Source organism: Pseudomonas fluorescens, from assembly GCF_902498195.1.
In the GTDB taxonomy this organism is placed as follows: domain Bacteria; phylum Pseudomonadota; class Gammaproteobacteria; order Pseudomonadales; family Pseudomonadaceae; genus Aquipseudomonas; species Aquipseudomonas fluorescens_BU.
On sequence record NZ_CABVIY010000001.1, the window covers coordinates 1,108,318 to 1,123,300 of the forward strand.

The window sequence follows — 14,983 nt, forward strand, 5'->3', positions numbered from 1 at the left end:
CGGCCGATCCATCAGGCGCTCAGTTTTTTCCCCGGCACGGCGGCCAGCAGTTCCCGGGTATAGGCGGCCTGGGGGCTGTTGAACACTTCGTCGGTCGTGCCTCGTTCAACCACCTTGCCGTGACGCAGCACCAGCACCTGATGCGCCACGCTGGCCACCACCGCCAGGTCATGGGACACGAGCAGATAGGCCAGCCCCAGTTCGGCCTGCAACTCGCCCAGCAGGTCGAGGATCTGTGCCTGGATCGAGACGTCCAGCGCCGACACCGGTTCATCCAGGAGCAACAAGTCCGGTTGCAGCGACAGGGCGCGGGCAATGGCGACGCGTTGGCGCTGCCCGCCGGAAAGCTCGCGGGGCAGCCGATCCAGAAAAGCCAGGGGCAGATGGACACGATCCATCAGTTGGCGTGCCGCCTGTTCCAGGGCGCGTCCCTTGAGTCGGCCGAACGACACCAGCGGCTCTATCACACTCTCGAATATCGTCATGCGCGGATCGAGTGCCGCGAACGGGTTTTGCTGCACCAGCTGGATACGCTGGCGCAGCGGGCGAAATTCGCGCCAGCTGAGGTCGGTGACGTCCTTGCCGTCGAAGATCACACGGCCTTCGGTGGGGCGTTCCAGTCCCAATGCAATGCGCAACAGCGTGCTCTTGCCAGAGCCCGACTCACCGACGATCGCCAGGGTCTGGCCGGCGTAAACGTCGAAACCGACACCCTGGAGCGCCTGGAAAACATTCGGTTGGCCTTTGTGCCCGGGCAGCTGGAACTTCTTGCCAATGCCCTCCACCGACAACAGCCGGGCACTGTTGGCCGCCGTTATCGGCAGTGGGCGCGCACGCGTGCCGAAGGCCGGCGCGGCGGCAATCAGCGCCCGGGTATAGGGTTGCGCAGGGTGCGCCAGCACACTTGCCGGAGGGCCCTGTTCAATCAGCAGACCGTCTTTCATCACCAGCAGTCGATCGGCGCGATCGGCCGCCACGGCGAGGTCGTGGGTGATGATCAGCAGGGAAATGCCGCGCTCGGACACCAGGCGCTGCAGGTGATCGAGGATCTTGCGTTGCACCGTGACGTCGAGCGCGCTGGTGGGTTCGTCGGCGATGATCAGTCGCGGGTTGCCGGCCAGGGCGATCGCGATCAACACACGCTGGCGCATGCCACCGGAGAGTTCGTGGGGATACTGACGCGCGCGCAGCAACGGCTGGTCCAGGCCGACCTGTTCCAGCAGCTCAATGATGTCCGCGTCAACCCCGGGGTAACGGCGACCTTGCGCCTGAATCAGCGCCTCGCCGATCTGTTGCCCGATCCGCAAGGTCGGGTTGAGTCCCACCATCGGGTCTTGCGGCACAAGGCTCACGGTGCGGCCGCGCAGTGCTTGCCATTCACGCTCGCTGGCCTGGGTCACGTCCCGGCCATCAATGCGTAAATGGCCGTTGTGGATGCTCGCGTTGTCTGGCAGCAAGCCCAGCAAAGCATTGGCCAGGGTCGATTTGCCCGAGCCGGATTCGCCAACGATGGCCAGGGTCTCGCCACGCTCCAGGGTGAACGAAACGCCACGCACGGCGGGTGTCGACTGGCCACGGGCGTGATATGAGACATGCAGGTCGGCGATTTCAATCAGGGGCACGGGGGCATTCATCGCGGGCTTTCCTCCAGCGTACGGGCAATGTGATTGACGCTGAAGACCACGGCCACCAGAAACAGGCCGGGGAGCAACGGCACCCAGGGTGCGGTCATCAGGAAAGAGCGGCCGTTGGCAATCAGCGTGCCCCATTCAGCGGCCGGTGGCGCCGCGCCGAAACCGAGGAAGCTCAAGCCGGCCGTGGCGAGAATCGCGGCGCCGAAATCCAGGGTCGCCAGTACCGCCACCGGGCCCCAGGCGTTGGGTAACACGTGGCGCAGCAGGGTGCGTGTCCAACTGGCGCCGCCGAGCCGCGCCGCTTCGACATACGGCAGGGTTTTGATGCGCAGCACTTCCGCCCGGGTGGTGCGGGCGAAGCCGGGGACGATGCCGACGCCGACGGCGATGGCCACGGGCACGGTGCCGAAGCCAATGGCCGTGACGATGGCCAGGGCGAGCAGCAGGCCGGGCAGGGCGAGCATGACGTCAATCAGGCGCATGAGCACGGTGTCCACGCGCCCACCGGCAAAGCCGGCCAGGATGCCCAGCCCCAGGCCGCCGACCAGGGCAATGCCCACGGCCAGCAGGGCAGCGGTGACCGACAGGCGCGCGCCGTAGACGACGCGGCTGTACAAATCGCGCCCGAGTTCGTCGGTACCAAACCAATGGGCGGCACTGGGTGACACCAGCTTGGCAATCGGGGCGGTGGCATAAGGATCGGCGTGGCTCAGCAGCCCCGGGGCGATGGCCGACAACAGCGCGAAGCCGACGATCGCCAGCGCCAGCAGCAAGCCCGGCCGGCGCAGCAACGGCGCCAGGGCGATGCGCGCCCGTTGCCAGCGGCTGCGCGGTCGCCAGACGGCGGCGGGGCTGAGGTGGCCGGGGAAGGTTTCAGTCAAGGCGGGTGTGGTGACAGGCATCAGGCAATCCTCGGCGTATGAGTGATGCGTGGGTCCAGAAGGGGGTAGAGCAGGTCGACGATGAGGTTGACCAGCACGAATGCCGCTGCCGCCACGCTGACGATGGCCAGGACCACCGGGATGTCCTGGCGCAGGACGGCCTCCTGGGCCAGGCGACCGATACCGCTGCGGGCAAAGATGGTCTCCACCAGCACCGCACCGGACACGGTGTTGCCCACTTGCAGTCCGATCAGGGTCAGCAGTGGCAGGGCGGCGTTCTTGAAGGCGTGGCGCCGCTGCACCTGTGCACGGCTCAGGCCTTTGGCGTAGGCGGTCGCCAGCCAGGGCTCATGACGCACCCCCTGGAAACCGCGGATCAACACTTGGGCGTAGACCGCCGCGCTGGGGATGGCCAGGGTGATCGCCGGCAACACCAGGCTGGCGGGCCCTTGATTGCCGGTCGATGGCAGCCAGCCAAGGCTGAACGCAAACACCTGGATCAGCAGCAACCCCATCCAGAACACCGGAACGGAAAACCCCAGCGAAGGCACCCGGGCCAGGGCCGTTTGCAGGGGACGCCAGCGCACATAGGCCGCCAGGTACCCCAGCCCGATCCCGCCCGCCAGCGACAACAGGATCGCCACCCCCGCCAGCGCCAGGGTCTGTGGCAGGCGTTCAAGCAGCAGCTCGGCCACTGGACGGTTCAGCGCGATCGACTGGCCAAAGTCACCGTGCACCGCGCCCGACAGCAGGTTGAGGTACTGCTCCAGCACCCCCTGGTCCAGGCCGTAGTACGCGCGGGCCTTCGCCAGGTCCGGCGCCGAGAGTGAGTCAATCTCGACGCCGGAGGCACTCAACATGATCGAGAGTGGATCGCCCGGAAGCAGGTAAAGAATGAGATAGGCGACCGTGTAGGCGCCCCATAACACCAAGAGCGCCTGGCCGATTCGGCCAATCACGTAGCGGCTCATGGCTGTTTGAGCTCAATGTCGCCCAGCAGCGCAAAGCCCTCCGCCGTCCAGCGGAAGTTATGCACCCGAGGGCTGGTCGCGGCTTGCCAGACCCGCTCATAGATCGGGAACACCGAGCCCTCGTCGATCAGCAGGTCCTGCAGGTCGCCATAGGCCCGGGCGCGCTGGTCGCTGGAGGTCGCGGTCATGCCGGCGTCGAACAGCGCCTGGGCCTTGGGCAGGGTTTGCGGCGTGTACAGGTTGGTGGCCACGGTGGAACTGTTGGCGGTGCGCGGATCAATGATGGTTTGCAGGATGATCGGGTCGGCGCGCGTCATGTAGGTGGACGTCAGGTCATAGTTGCCGGCGGCATTCGCGGCGGCCCAGTCCGCCGTGGTCAGGACGTTGAGCTTGAGATCGATGCCGACCTGGCGCAGTTGGTCCTGGATCAGCACATCACCGGCGGTTTCCGCCACCTGGAGGTTATAGGTCAGCTTGAGGCGCTTGCCGTCCTTGGTCCGGTAGCCGTCCGCACCGGCCACCCAGCCCGCGTCATCGAGCAGTTTGCGCGCGCCCGAGGGGTCGAAGGCCAGCTTGTTGCCCTGGCTTTTGAAAAACGGCGTCGTGGTGTCGTACAGACCGCTGACCACCGGAAACTGCTGGCTGTAGACGGTCGACGCATAGGTCTTGCGGTCGATGGCCTTCTGCAGCGCCTGGCGCAGGGCCGTGTCGGCAAGGAGGCGCTCGCCACGGGTGTTGGGAAACCAGTTCAACGCCGGGCCGGGCAGCGAGCGACTCTGGATGGTGGCGTTTTTCGAGGTGAAGAGTTGGGTGTCCACTTCGGAGAACGGCGCGCGGGGCCAGAGGATGTCGAGCTGGCCCTGGACAAACTGGCCATTGCGCACGCTTTCCTCGGGAATGTAGCTGACGTCGACCTCATCCAGGTGCGCCTCGCCACGGTTCTGCGAATTGGCCGAAGACCAGGCGTAGCCGGTCCGCTTGACCAGGCGCAGGCCGGATTCCGGGGTGTAGCGGTCGAGCACGAACGGCCCGGTGCCGATGATGGCCCCCAGCGAGCGCTCCTTGGCCGATTTCGCGTAGCTCTCGGGCGCCAGGATGGCCAGGTTGGTCGTGGAGGTGGCTTGCAGGAAGCCGGCATTGGGACGTGCAAGCACGAGTTTTATCGTGAAATCGTCGACGACCTCGGCATGGTCGTAGCCCGCGAGGTAGGTGGCGCCAAAGGTCGCCGGCAGTTGCGCGGCGAAGGCCTTGTTGGAATCAAAGGCGGCCTTGACGGCATGGGCGTCGAAGCGCGTGCCATTGCTGAACGTGACGTCCTTGCGCAGGTGGAAGGTATACGCCAGGGCGTCCGGGCTGATGTCCCACGTTGTCGCCAGCCAGGGGATGATGTTGCCGGTCTGCGGGTCCTGATCGGTCAGGGACTCGGCAACGTTGCGCAGCACCACCCGGTGTTCCAGCCAGTAAACCTGGAAGGGATCGAGGCTGACGAGGGTGGTGTTATCGCGGAAAAATCCGATTTTCAGGGTTTTGTTGTCCGTGTGTTGATCCACTGAAGGCGAGCAGCCGACCAGGCTTGAAGTCACGGCCAGAATCGCGAGCCAGCGGTGTGGTGAGCCAGGGATGTCCATGGATTTGTCCTTGTCTTGCAGAAAGTGAGTGCCCTGTCAGGGCTGGCGTGGCAGACTTTCTAAGACCGTAATCTTATGGATGATGGCTGTAAAAGGCTTTTTTGATCTAAGCTAATTATGTGTTTGTTGAATTATGTTTGTTCTTCAATATGCACGAAACAGGCTTGAATGCGGTTCCTCGGTTGGCAGGCTGCGGCGCAGCTCGACTTGGCAGTTCGCTGGATGATGCAAGATTATTCATAATGATTAATGTTGATTCAGTATGCTAATAAACCGATCAGTGTTAATAGTCAAGAATGAACCGATGAAGTCATTCGTTGCACAACCCGGCGATACCCACTTCAAGCAGCAGCGAGCAGGAGTCCCTCTGATCATGGCAACCACTACGAAAACCCGATCTGTCACCGCGCACGTTCCTGAGCAATTGGCGCAAAAGGTCGATTTGATGGCCGAGCGTCTGGAGCGCTCCAAAAACTGGATCGTCAAGCAGGCCCTGACCGCCTGGATAGAGCAGGAAGAAGAGCGCAGCCGCCTGACCCGCGAAGCCTTGGATGATGTTGATGCAGGTCGGGTAATTGATCACCAGGCTGTCCAGGCCTGGGCCGATAGCCTCGGCACCGACACGCCGTTGCCGGTGCCGCGCTGATGGAATTGAAGTGGACGAACAAGGCGCTTTCCGACATTTCCCGGCTGTACGAGTTTCTCGCATCGGTGAATCAGCCTGCCGCCGCACGTACAGTGCAGCAACTCACGGCCGCACTCGTCATGTTGTTGAGCAATCCGCGCATGGGTGAACGCCTGGAAGAATTCGAGCCACGGAATGTGCGCCGAATTCAGATCGGTCACTACGAGATGCGATACGAGATCGTGGGTTCCACTGTCTACCTGCTGCGCCTATGGCACACCCGCGAGGATCGATAGCCGCAGGTTTTGTGGCGACTCGTTGATTTGTCGCAAGGCTGCCAAGGCGGCTTAATATGATTAACATGCATTTTAATAGCATTAACATATGCGTAAATGGTATTTTGCAGGGCGCGCTCGGCATCTTATCCTGCTCAAAGGAGATCTCCTCAGATTCAGTCGCTTCAAGGCTGCGGCCTATCGAGTGAGCCCTATCGGTCTTGTCCTTTCCCCGTAAATACCCCACGAGACCGCGCGCGCGGATCGACCCGAACTGCCTTGATAAGGCATCTGGAGACGAACGTGCGTTACCTGACGAAATTGGCGGCCGGCATGGCTGCCGCATGGATGTGCCTGGCTGCGAACGCGCAAACGCTGGTGGTCGGCGACCAGAGCTACAACGCCCAGGCCGTGATGGAAGCGGCGGGTGTGCTGGACGATCTGCCCTACACCCTTGAGTGGAAGCAATTCACCGCAGGCTCGCCTGTCGCCGAGGCATTGAATGTCGGCAGCCTGGATATCGGCTTGCTCGGCGATGCCCCGGCGCTGTTCCTCGGCGCCTTGGGCGCCCCCATCAAGATCATTGCCGTGGGCCGCCAGAACCTGGATGGCGTGGCCATTCTGGTCAGGAAGGACTCCAGCATTCACAGCCTGGCGGACCTTCGCGGCAAGCGCGCCGCCGTCTGGAAAGGCTCGTGGAGCCAGCAACTGCTTTTGACCGCGCTGGATAAAGCCGGCGTCCCACGGGATTCCCTGGACATGCGCTACATCAGCGCGCTGGATGCCTCCCACGCGCTGGACGGTGGCTCAGTGGATGTCATCGCGACCTGGGAACCTTATGTCACCCAACAGGAACGCCAGGGCGCCCGGGTGTTGGCCACGGCGCAAGGGCTGATCGCGGCGCAAAGCTTCGTAGCCGCCAACGCCAGGGCGGTGGAGGCCAAGCGCAGCCAGATCAATGATTTTCTCCAGCGTTTGAAGAAAGCCCGTGAGTGGACGCTGCAAAACCCCGCCAATACCCAGGCGTATGCCGATGCATGGGCCAAGCGCACCCGGGCCGAGGGTGAAATCGCACGGGCCTGGTTTGCCCGCGCGCGGACCAGCGTCGAGCCCGTGAGCCCGCAAGCGACGGGCGACGCGCAAAAGACCGTGGACTTCTTCGCTGGGCTGGGCCTGATCAAGGCCTATCCCGCGGCCAGCCTGTTCGACGATTCATTCGCGGCGTCCCTGCAGCCGGCCACTGCCCGCGCACTGCCGTGAAGGCGTTCGGCTGGCAGCGGCCGTTTCCCCGATTGACAAGGAATACTTCGGACATGACCAACAGACAGATCAAACTGGGCGCCCTGACCATGGGCTGCGGCGGACCCGGCCGGCATAACCTGTGGCTCGACCCCGAGCTGCCGGCCGATGCCAGCGTCAACATCGACTGGTACATCGACATCGCACGCCAGGCGGAGGCTGCATTGTTTGACCTGATGTTCATCGTCGACAGCCAGTTCATCACCCCGGGGTCGCCTTCCCATTACCTCAATCGCCTGGAGCCGCTCACGCTGCTCTCGGCGCTGGCGGTCAGCACGCGGCACCTGGGCCTGGTCGGCACGCTGACGACGTCCTACAACTCGCCCTATAACGTGGCCAGGCGCCTGGCCTCGCTCGACCTGATCAGCAAAGGCCGCGCCGGCTGGAACGTCGTCACCAGTGGCGATGCGGGCACTGCGGGCAATTACAGCCGCGAAGAGCACTACGACTACGACACCCGCTACGGGCGCGCGCAGGAACACGTCCAGGTGGTCCAGGGGTTGTGGAATTCCTATGAGGAGGATGCCTTCGTGCGTGACAGGGCGACGGGGCAATTCCTCGATGCCAGCAAGCTGCACAGCCTCGATCACCGGGGCGAACACTTCTCCGTGGTCGGCCCGCTGAACATTCAGCGTTCGCCCCAGGGCCAGCCGGTGATCTTCCAGGCCGGTGATTCCGAGCAGGGCCGCGAATTGGGCGCCGCCACGGCCGATGTGGTGTTCACCCATGCGGCGAGCATCGAACAGGGCCAGGCCTTCTACCGCGACATCAAGGCCCGGGCGGCGCGCCTTGGCCGCGATCCGGAACAACTGCTGGTGCTGCCCGGCGCCGAGATCCATGTCGGTGACACCGACGAGCACGCCCGCGAGATCGAGCAGCACTACCATCAGGCCGACCACAGCTTCGAACTGGCATTGAAGGAATTTGGCCGCAACTTTGGCTGGCACGATTTCACCCAGTACGACCTGGATGCGCCTTTTCCTCAGGAAAGCCTGGAGTCGGCGCGCAGCAGCTTCTTCACCAACGCCAAGCGCATCGCCGACCAGGCGCTTGAGAAAGGCTTCAGCCTGCGTCAGGCCGTGGAATTCGGGCGGCAATTGCGCCCCGGTGCCTTCGTGGGATCGGCACAGACGGTGGCGCAAAAAATGGCTGACTGGTTCGAGGCGCGGGCCCTGGACGGTTTCAACATCTACATTGGCCACCCAGGGCAGTTCCGCCGGTTTACCCAAGAGGTCATACCGCTGTTGCAGGAGCGCGGGTTATACCGCACGGCCTACGAGGGTACGACTTTGCGCGAAAGCCTGGGGCTGGAGATTCCCCGATTCCGTCGGTGAGGCCGTCCAGGTAGTTGGCCCCGTCCTTTTATTGCGGTTTGTCGGGAGCGACCGTGCTCTCGACAGCACCGCGAGCCAGGGCAAAGATGCCGTCCATGCGCCAGTGCTGATTGGTGAGTGACGGGTCAGCCGCCCACTCATCCCAACCCGAGTCGCGGCGGTACTGCCCGAGCAGGCCGGCGCTGCGGACCACATCGGGGTCGGGATGACGGGGCTGTTCGCAGTCGGGGTCGACGTACAGCGCATCGCTCGCGCAATACAGCTCGCACATGAAGCAGGTCTGGCAGGCTTGCTGGTTGGCGATCTGCGGCTTGCCCCCGGCATCCAGGCGCAGGGCGTTGGTGGGGCACACCTGGACACACTGGCCGCAATCGTTGCACAGGTCCTGGTAAATCAGCTCAATCATTGGGCGTTGCCTTGTGGCGATGGGTTGAGGGAGGAGGGCAGCGGGTCGTGGCGTATCCAGGGTTGGTCGACGCCGGCGATCCGCAGGTGGGCGTCGAACTGCGGATTCTGTTCAGGAGTGTCGCTGCGCTGGTGCATGCCGCGGCTTTCCTTGCGCTGCTCGGCGGCGCTGTAGCACCAGCGGGCGGTGGCCGCCATCGCGGCGATTTCCCGGGCCCGCAGCGGGTTGTCCTGATCGACCGACAAGCCCTCGCGCACCTCATCCCAAACGCTGTCCAGCGCTTGCAGGGAGCGCCCGATCCCGCTGCCTGAGCGGAACAGGTTTTTCTCCAATGGGTGGACTTGGGCCTGGATGCGCTGGATCAGCTCGTTCGGCCGGGTCGCGGTGCAAGACAGTCGGGACTGCAAACCCGCGCCGCCAAAGCCTTGCAGCGCGACATTGCGCTCGGGGTTACCCAGGGCCCGTCGCGCGGCGCCGCGCCCGGCGTACTGGCCGGAAGACAAAGCCCAGGCGGAGTTCTGCGCGCCACCGCCAGAGGTCGCGCCGGCAATCAACTCACGGCTGGCGGCGTCCCCGGCGGCGAACACACCGGGCACGGTGGTCTGGCAGTCGTCGTCAATCACCCGCAGGCCGCCGACGCCACGGATGGTGCCTTCGGGATGCAGGGTCACGGCGAATCTGTCGCGCCAGGGGTCGACGCCGCGCCGGTCGAACGGCAGCATCAGGTTCGGTTGAATCACCGGCAATTGGGCGCGGATGTGCGGGGGCACGCGATGGAGCCGGCAAAACACCGGGCCGTTGAGCAACGCCTTGGCCAGGGCATCGGTAAAGTCCGGGCCGGTGGAGATGTTCAGCGGACGGTCGGCGGCATCGAAATACTCGCCGAAGCTGTAGACCATCGAGCGAGTCATGCTGCTGCCCGCCGCCGCGATGCAGTAATAACTGGAGAACTCCATGCCGGACAACTCCGCGCCCGCTTCAGCGGCCATCAAGTAACCGTCGCCGGTGTTGGTGTGGCTCCCCAGCAAGCGTGAGAGGAACGCGCAACCGCCGCTGGCCAGCACCACGGCACCGGCGCGAATCTGCCAGTCGCCGCCTGCTTGCCGGCGCCAGCCTCGGGCGCCGGCCACTTCGCCACGCTCGTTACGCAGCAGTTCCAGGGCCGGGCTGTGATCGAGGATGGTCACGCCGCTGTCCAGCACCAGCCGCCGCATGCCGCGCAGGTACTCCGGCCCGCGCAGCCCGCGATACTGGGTCACGCCTTGCTCGTTCTGCGGGAAATCGTAGTAGCCGGCGAGGGTCGGCAGGCTGGTCCAGGTGGTGTCGATGATCCGCGCCATCCAGCGCGCATCGGCCAGGCCATGGGCCGTGGCCAGGCGTTTGTCGATGGCCGCTTCGCGCGCGCCGGGCAGCGGCGGCACCCACCAGTGGCCCGGGCCGGCCGTGGCCGTGACACCACTGGTGCCGCAATAGCCCTTGTCGACCAGGATCACCCGGGCGCCTTCACGGGCCGCGGCGACGGCAGCCCAGGTGCCGGCCAGGCCACCACCGATGATCAGCACATCGGCGACCAGGTCGAGGGTCGTACGGGAGGCGAGGGGGATCGTCATGACAAGCAGGCTCCAGGCAGATTATCGGTAAGTGGGTTTGCCTCCGCCTGGAGTAAGGGGGTCGGTCTGGAGATAAAGCTATCTCCATAAAAAGGCGCTGTGAAATGCTCTTTGGTTATAAGTACGATATTAAATTAACTGATGTTCGTTTTTCAGAATATTAAACAAATGCATTATTAGGTTAGATCAACAAAGCATTTCACAGGTGTATTTGCAACGCATAAGGTCAGCCCCCACAGGCCAGCAGCGCCGCTATCAAACGGGGGAGATGCCCATGACCACTGCACCACGACAACTCAAGTTCGGCGCCATCCTCACCGGTGTCGGCACCGCCCAGAATGAATGGCTGCACCCGGAAATACCCGGCGATGCCAGTATCGATATCGACTGGTATCGCCAGCAGGCCCGGCAAGCCGAGGCGGCGAAGTTTGACTTGATCTTCATCGTCGACAGCCCCTACATCACCCCGGACTCGGCGCCCCATTTTCTCAACCGGCTGGAACCCCTGACCCTGTTGTCCGCCGTGGCTGGCGCGACGTCGAAGATCGGGCTGGTCGCCACCTTGACCACGTCCTATACCGAACCCTTCAACGTGGCGCGGCAATTCGCGTCCCTGGACTTGATCAGCGGCGGCCGGGCGGGCTGGAATGTGGTGACCACCGGGCTTGAAGGCGCCGCCGGGAATTTCGGGCGCGAGCAGCACATCGACCATACCGAGCGCTATCGCCGGGCCGGCGAACACCTGCAAGTGGTGCAAGGCTTGTGGGATTCCTATGAAGACGACGCCTTTGTGCGCGACAAACAGAGCCGGGTGTTCCTCGACCCGCAGCGCCAGCACCGCCTGGATCACCAGGGTGAGTTCTTTTCGGTCGCCGGGCCGCTGAACATCGCGCGTTCGGCACAGGGCCAGCCGGTGATATTCCAGGCCGGGATTTCAGAGTCCGGACGCCAGCTGGCGGCCAACTATGCCGAAGGCATTTTCGCCGGCGTGGACAATTTCGAGGACGCCCGCGCTTATTATCAGGACATCAAGCAACGCACCGCAGCGGCCGGGCGCAACCCCGATCACGTGACCATCCTGCCGGGGATCGCCCCGATCATTGCCGACACCGACGAGCAGGCCCAGGCCATCGACCGCGAACGCAATGGCGAGCTGGACCTGCACAAGGCGCTGGTGCACCTGGGGCGCCCGTTCAACTATCACGATTTCACCCAATACCCGCTCGATGAAGCCTTCCCCGAACTGGGCGACCTGGGCAGCAACGGTTATCGCGGCCATGCCGAACACATCAAGCGCGTCGCCCGTGACCAGGGGCTGACGCTGCGCCAGACCGCCTTGCGCTTCGCCGCACCGTTTTCGAACTTCGTCGGCTCGCCGAAAACCGTCGCCGACGAGATCGAACGCTGGTTTGTCGAGGGCGCCGTCGACGGCTTCAACATCCGGGTCGGCGCACCCGGCGAATTCGCCCGGTTCACTGACGAAGTCCTGCCGCTGCTGCGCGAACGCGGCCTGTTCCGCAGTGAGTACAGCCACAGCACTCTGCGCGGGCACCTCGGCTTGCCGGTGCCGGTCAATCGCTATAGTGCGGCGCGTGAACCTTTAGAGGCCAGGCGGGCATAAATCTCGCGTGGCTTGCCCTCCACCCTGTAGGAGGGCAAGCGCCCTCGCTACATGACCTTTACCTCTGTGAGCATCCTGCATGTCGGCAAGCCGGCCTTTCGATTTTCGGGTGCCGGCGATTGCCGGTTGTGCGTTATTTATGGAGCTGCTGGACGCCACGGCGGTCCTGACGGCGTTGCCGCAAATGGCCGAGGACTTCGGCGAGCCGGCATTGCGGATGAACCTGGTGGTGTCGTTGTACCTGCTGGCGGCGGCGATGTTCGTGCCCGCCAGTGGTTGGGCGGCGGATCGTTTCGGGCCGCGGCGGGTGTTCCTGTTCGCCATTGCGCTGTTTACCTGCGCGTCCCTGGCGTGCGCCTTGTCTGGCTCGCTGGTGCAGCTGTCGCTGGCGCGCCTGGCCCAGGGCGCGGGCGGGGCGATGATGGTGCCGGTGGGGCAGGTGATCCTGCTGCGCTGGTCATCCCGGGGCAACCTGCTGCGGGCCATGGCCTTCCTGACCGCGCCGGCGCTGCTGGGGCCGGTGGTCGGGCCACCGCTGGGCGGGTTGCTGGTGACCTACGCCTCGTGGCACTGGATTTTCCTGATCAACCTGCCCATCGGCCTGCTGGGACTGTGGCTGGTGTGGCGCTTTATTCCGGATTACCCGCCCGGCGAGGCAGGCCCGCTGGATGGCAAGGGGCTGCTGCTCAGCGCGGCAGGCCTGGCGTGCCTGGTGTTTGCGTTCGAAGCCCTGGGTCATGGCCTGCTGCCAGCCGTGCCGATTGCCCTGCTGTTGCTGGCCGGTACGCTGTTCGCCTGGTTGTACGTCGGCCATGCGCGGCGCTGTGAACGGCCCTTGATCGACCTGGCATTGCTCGATATTCCAACGTTTTCCATCGCGATCTGGGGTGGCAACCTGTTCCGGCTGGGCAGTGGCGCCTTGCCGTTCTTGCTGGTGCTGCTGTTTCAACTCGGTTTGGGACTCAGCCCGTTGATGGCCGGCCTGCTGACGTTTGCCGGTGGGGCCGGCGCGCTGGCGATCAAGTTTCTGGCCGCGCCCATCGTGCAGCGATTCGGTTTCCGCCAGACGCTGGTGGGCAACGCGGTGCTGGGCGGATTGTCCGTGGCGGTCTGTGCCGTGTTCCGGGTGGACACCCCGTATTGGCTGGTGATTGGCCTGCTGTTTGTCGGTGGGCTGGCCCGTTCGCTGCAAATGAGCACCCTCGGTGCCTTGACCTATGCCGATGTGCCGCCGGCGCTGTCGAGCCGGGCCAGCAGCCTGGCGGCAATGTCCATGCAACTGAGCCTGAGCCTGTCGGTGGGGCTGGCCGCCACCTTTCTGGGGATGGTGCAGCGCTGGCGCGGCCACGCCCAGGTGACGGTCGAGGACATCGGCCTGGTGATGCTGTTCAGCGGGGTGGTGTGCGGGTCTTCACTGTGGCTTTTTCGCCGTTTGCGCGGTGCGGCGGGCGCCGGTTTGTACGCCGTGGCCGAACGAAAATAAAAATGCATTTAACTGATAACAGAATCAGTGAATATTAAATAAAGTAATTATTAACATATAACTATTAAGACTTTTACAGAAGTTTTTTAGACGAATATCTTTGAATCAAGAGATCTTTCTCTGAAGACAACTCGACCCGACCCCTCGCACGGTGGAGGAGAGCCAAGACCTGAACCACCTGCGAGGGCGCCTGACCATGACCACCTGACCTCATTTCCCGATATGGCCGCGCACGGCTCTCGCCGAACGTCCCGGCGCCGCCATCCGCCACGATCACCCTCGCGATCCCCGTGCCGGCAACGCCCGAGCCAGGGCTTCGTTCGCCTGAGAAAAACCGCTCGCCCGCCGAGTGCCTGATCAAGGTTTGCCCGAATGAGTACGACCAAGCGTTTTCCGCAAAGCATCTACACGCTGCCTTCCGACAACAACCGCCTGACCCTGGGGGGCGTGCCCCGCCACGAAGACCCGCTGCAGGAGCGCCTGCACCGCAAGCAGCGGCTCGCCGCCGCCTACCGGCTGTTCGCACGCTATGGCTACGAAGTCGGCGTGGCCGGGCATTTCACCGCCCGCGACCCGATCCATCCCTCGCACTACTGGATCAACCCGCTCGGCGTGCCGTTTTCGCAGATCACCGTTTCCCATCTGCTGCGCGTGGACAGTCACGGCCAGGTGGTGGAGGGCGATGGCCTGCTCAATACCAGCGCCCTGGAACTGCACCATGACTTGCAGCAGGCGCGTCCGGACGTGGTGGGCATCGCCCATCTGCATTCGTTTCATGGCCGGGTGTGGTCGTCGCTGGATCGCCTGTTCGATCCGATCACGGCCGAGGCCGGTGCCTTTCAGAACGACCAGGTGATCTTTCGCCGCCACGACCTGCGCACCGCCAGCGGAGCCCTTGAGCAGGACCGGGACATCGTCAGCCGCGCCTTCGTCGAGCGTTTTGCCGACAACAATTTGCTGATCTGGCAGAACCACGGCCTGTGGGTCACCGGCGGGACGGTGGAAAGCGCGGCCTGGCGCTTCATCCTCGCTGAAGACACCGCCCGCGCTCATCTGCTGGCGCACTCGGCCGGTACGCCGTCGATTCCGGCGGCGGACGCCCTCGAAGGCGGCATCGACAAGGCCCGTCACGAGTTTTTCGGCTGGCTCAACTTCCTGCCGCTGTGGGACCTGATCCGCACCGAAGAACCCGATCTGCTCGACTGAGGACCTGGCC

Annotated in this window: 13 protein-coding genes and 1 pseudogene; 7 read left to right on the plus strand and 7 right to left on the minus strand. The window is 64.1% G+C overall.

The window, feature by feature from the left end; all coding sequences use genetic code 11:
• Nucleotides 1–11: 11 nt before the first annotated feature.
• The 5 genes and pseudogenes from F8N66_RS32070 to F8N66_RS05090 all read right to left on the minus strand — a co-directional run bounded on the left by F8N66_RS32070 (nucleotide 12) and on the right by F8N66_RS05090 (nucleotide 5,114).
• On the minus strand, nucleotides 12–785 hold the full coding sequence (locus tag F8N66_RS32070; protein ID WP_412070720.1) for an ABC transporter ATP-binding protein: 774 nt from the start codon (nucleotides 783–785) through the stop codon (nucleotides 12–14).
• Nucleotides 774–1,634, minus strand: a pseudogene (locus F8N66_RS32075) (ABC transporter ATP-binding protein); the annotation flags it as partial. The gene F8N66_RS32070 and the pseudogene F8N66_RS32075, both read right to left, overlap by 12 nt.
• Nucleotides 1,631–2,536, minus strand: a complete 906-nt coding sequence (locus tag F8N66_RS05080; RefSeq protein ID WP_150769130.1) for an ABC transporter permease — start codon at nucleotides 2,534–2,536, stop codon at nucleotides 1,631–1,633. The gene F8N66_RS05080 and the pseudogene F8N66_RS32075, both read right to left, overlap by 4 nt.
• Complete coding sequence (locus F8N66_RS05085; protein ID WP_150769131.1) at nucleotides 2,536–3,486, minus strand: ABC transporter permease; 951 nt, start codon at nucleotides 3,484–3,486, stop codon at nucleotides 2,536–2,538. Before F8N66_RS05085 ends, F8N66_RS05080 begins: the two co-directional genes overlap by 1 nt.
• Nucleotides 3,483–5,114 carry an ABC transporter substrate-binding protein gene (locus F8N66_RS05090; protein WP_150769132.1) on the minus strand — a complete coding sequence of 544 codons (1,632 nt, stop codon included), beginning with the start codon at nucleotides 5,112–5,114 and terminating at the stop codon, nucleotides 3,483–3,485. The genes F8N66_RS05085 and F8N66_RS05090 overlap by 4 nt, the downstream gene beginning before the upstream one ends.
• 373 nt (nucleotides 5,115–5,487) lie before the next feature.
• On the opposite strand from F8N66_RS05090, the gene F8N66_RS05095 reads away from it, so the two are divergent.
• The 4 genes from F8N66_RS05095 (at nucleotide 5,488) to F8N66_RS05110 (ending at nucleotide 8,647) form a co-directional block, all read left to right on the plus strand.
• Complete coding sequence (locus F8N66_RS05095) at nucleotides 5,488–5,760, plus strand: CopG family ribbon-helix-helix protein (protein ID WP_150769133.1); 273 nt, start codon at nucleotides 5,488–5,490, stop codon at nucleotides 5,758–5,760.
• On the plus strand, nucleotides 5,760–6,035 hold the full coding sequence (locus F8N66_RS05100) for a type II toxin-antitoxin system RelE/ParE family toxin (protein WP_150769134.1): 276 nt from the start codon (nucleotides 5,760–5,762) through the stop codon (nucleotides 6,033–6,035). The genes F8N66_RS05095 and F8N66_RS05100 overlap by 1 nt, the downstream gene beginning before the upstream one ends.
• Nucleotides 6,036–6,317: 282 nt before the next feature.
• On the plus strand, nucleotides 6,318–7,274 hold the full coding sequence (locus F8N66_RS05105; RefSeq protein WP_150769135.1) for an ABC transporter substrate-binding protein: 957 nt from the start codon (nucleotides 6,318–6,320) through the stop codon (nucleotides 7,272–7,274).
• A 53-nt stretch (nucleotides 7,275–7,327) separates the two neighbouring features.
• On the plus strand, nucleotides 7,328–8,647 hold the full coding sequence (locus F8N66_RS05110; protein WP_150769136.1) for an LLM class flavin-dependent oxidoreductase: 1,320 nt from the start codon (nucleotides 7,328–7,330) through the stop codon (nucleotides 8,645–8,647).
• Between the two features lie 28 nt (nucleotides 8,648–8,675).
• Here F8N66_RS05110 and F8N66_RS05115 read toward each other — a convergent pair whose 3' ends face one another.
• Nucleotides 8,676–9,053 carry a ferredoxin family protein gene (locus F8N66_RS05115; RefSeq protein WP_150769137.1) on the minus strand — a complete coding sequence of 126 codons (378 nt, stop codon included), beginning with the start codon at nucleotides 9,051–9,053 and terminating at the stop codon, nucleotides 8,676–8,678.
• Nucleotides 9,050–10,663 carry an FAD-dependent oxidoreductase gene (locus F8N66_RS05120; RefSeq protein WP_150769138.1) on the minus strand — a complete coding sequence of 538 codons (1,614 nt, stop codon included), beginning with the start codon at nucleotides 10,661–10,663 and terminating at the stop codon, nucleotides 9,050–9,052. Before F8N66_RS05120 ends, F8N66_RS05115 begins: the two co-directional genes overlap by 4 nt.
• A 274-nt stretch (nucleotides 10,664–10,937) precedes the next feature.
• On the opposite strand from F8N66_RS05120, the gene F8N66_RS05125 reads away from it, so the two are divergent.
• The 3 genes from F8N66_RS05125 (at nucleotide 10,938) to F8N66_RS05135 (ending at nucleotide 14,973) form a co-directional block, all read left to right on the plus strand.
• The gene (locus F8N66_RS05125) at nucleotides 10,938–12,284 is read left to right on the plus strand and encodes an LLM class flavin-dependent oxidoreductase (protein WP_150769139.1); all 1,347 of its coding nucleotides are present in this window, start codon (nucleotides 10,938–10,940) and stop codon (nucleotides 12,282–12,284) included.
• Between the two features lie 79 nt (nucleotides 12,285–12,363).
• Entirely contained in the window at nucleotides 12,364–13,767 is a 1,404-nt protein-coding gene (locus F8N66_RS05130; protein ID WP_150769140.1) for an MFS transporter, read from the plus strand.
• Nucleotides 13,768–14,139: 372 nt separating this feature from the next.
• Nucleotides 14,140–14,973 carry a class II aldolase/adducin family protein gene (locus F8N66_RS05135; protein WP_150769141.1) on the plus strand — a complete coding sequence of 278 codons (834 nt, stop codon included), beginning with the start codon at nucleotides 14,140–14,142 and terminating at the stop codon, nucleotides 14,971–14,973.
• The last annotated feature ends 10 nt before the right edge of the window (nucleotides 14,974–14,983 follow it).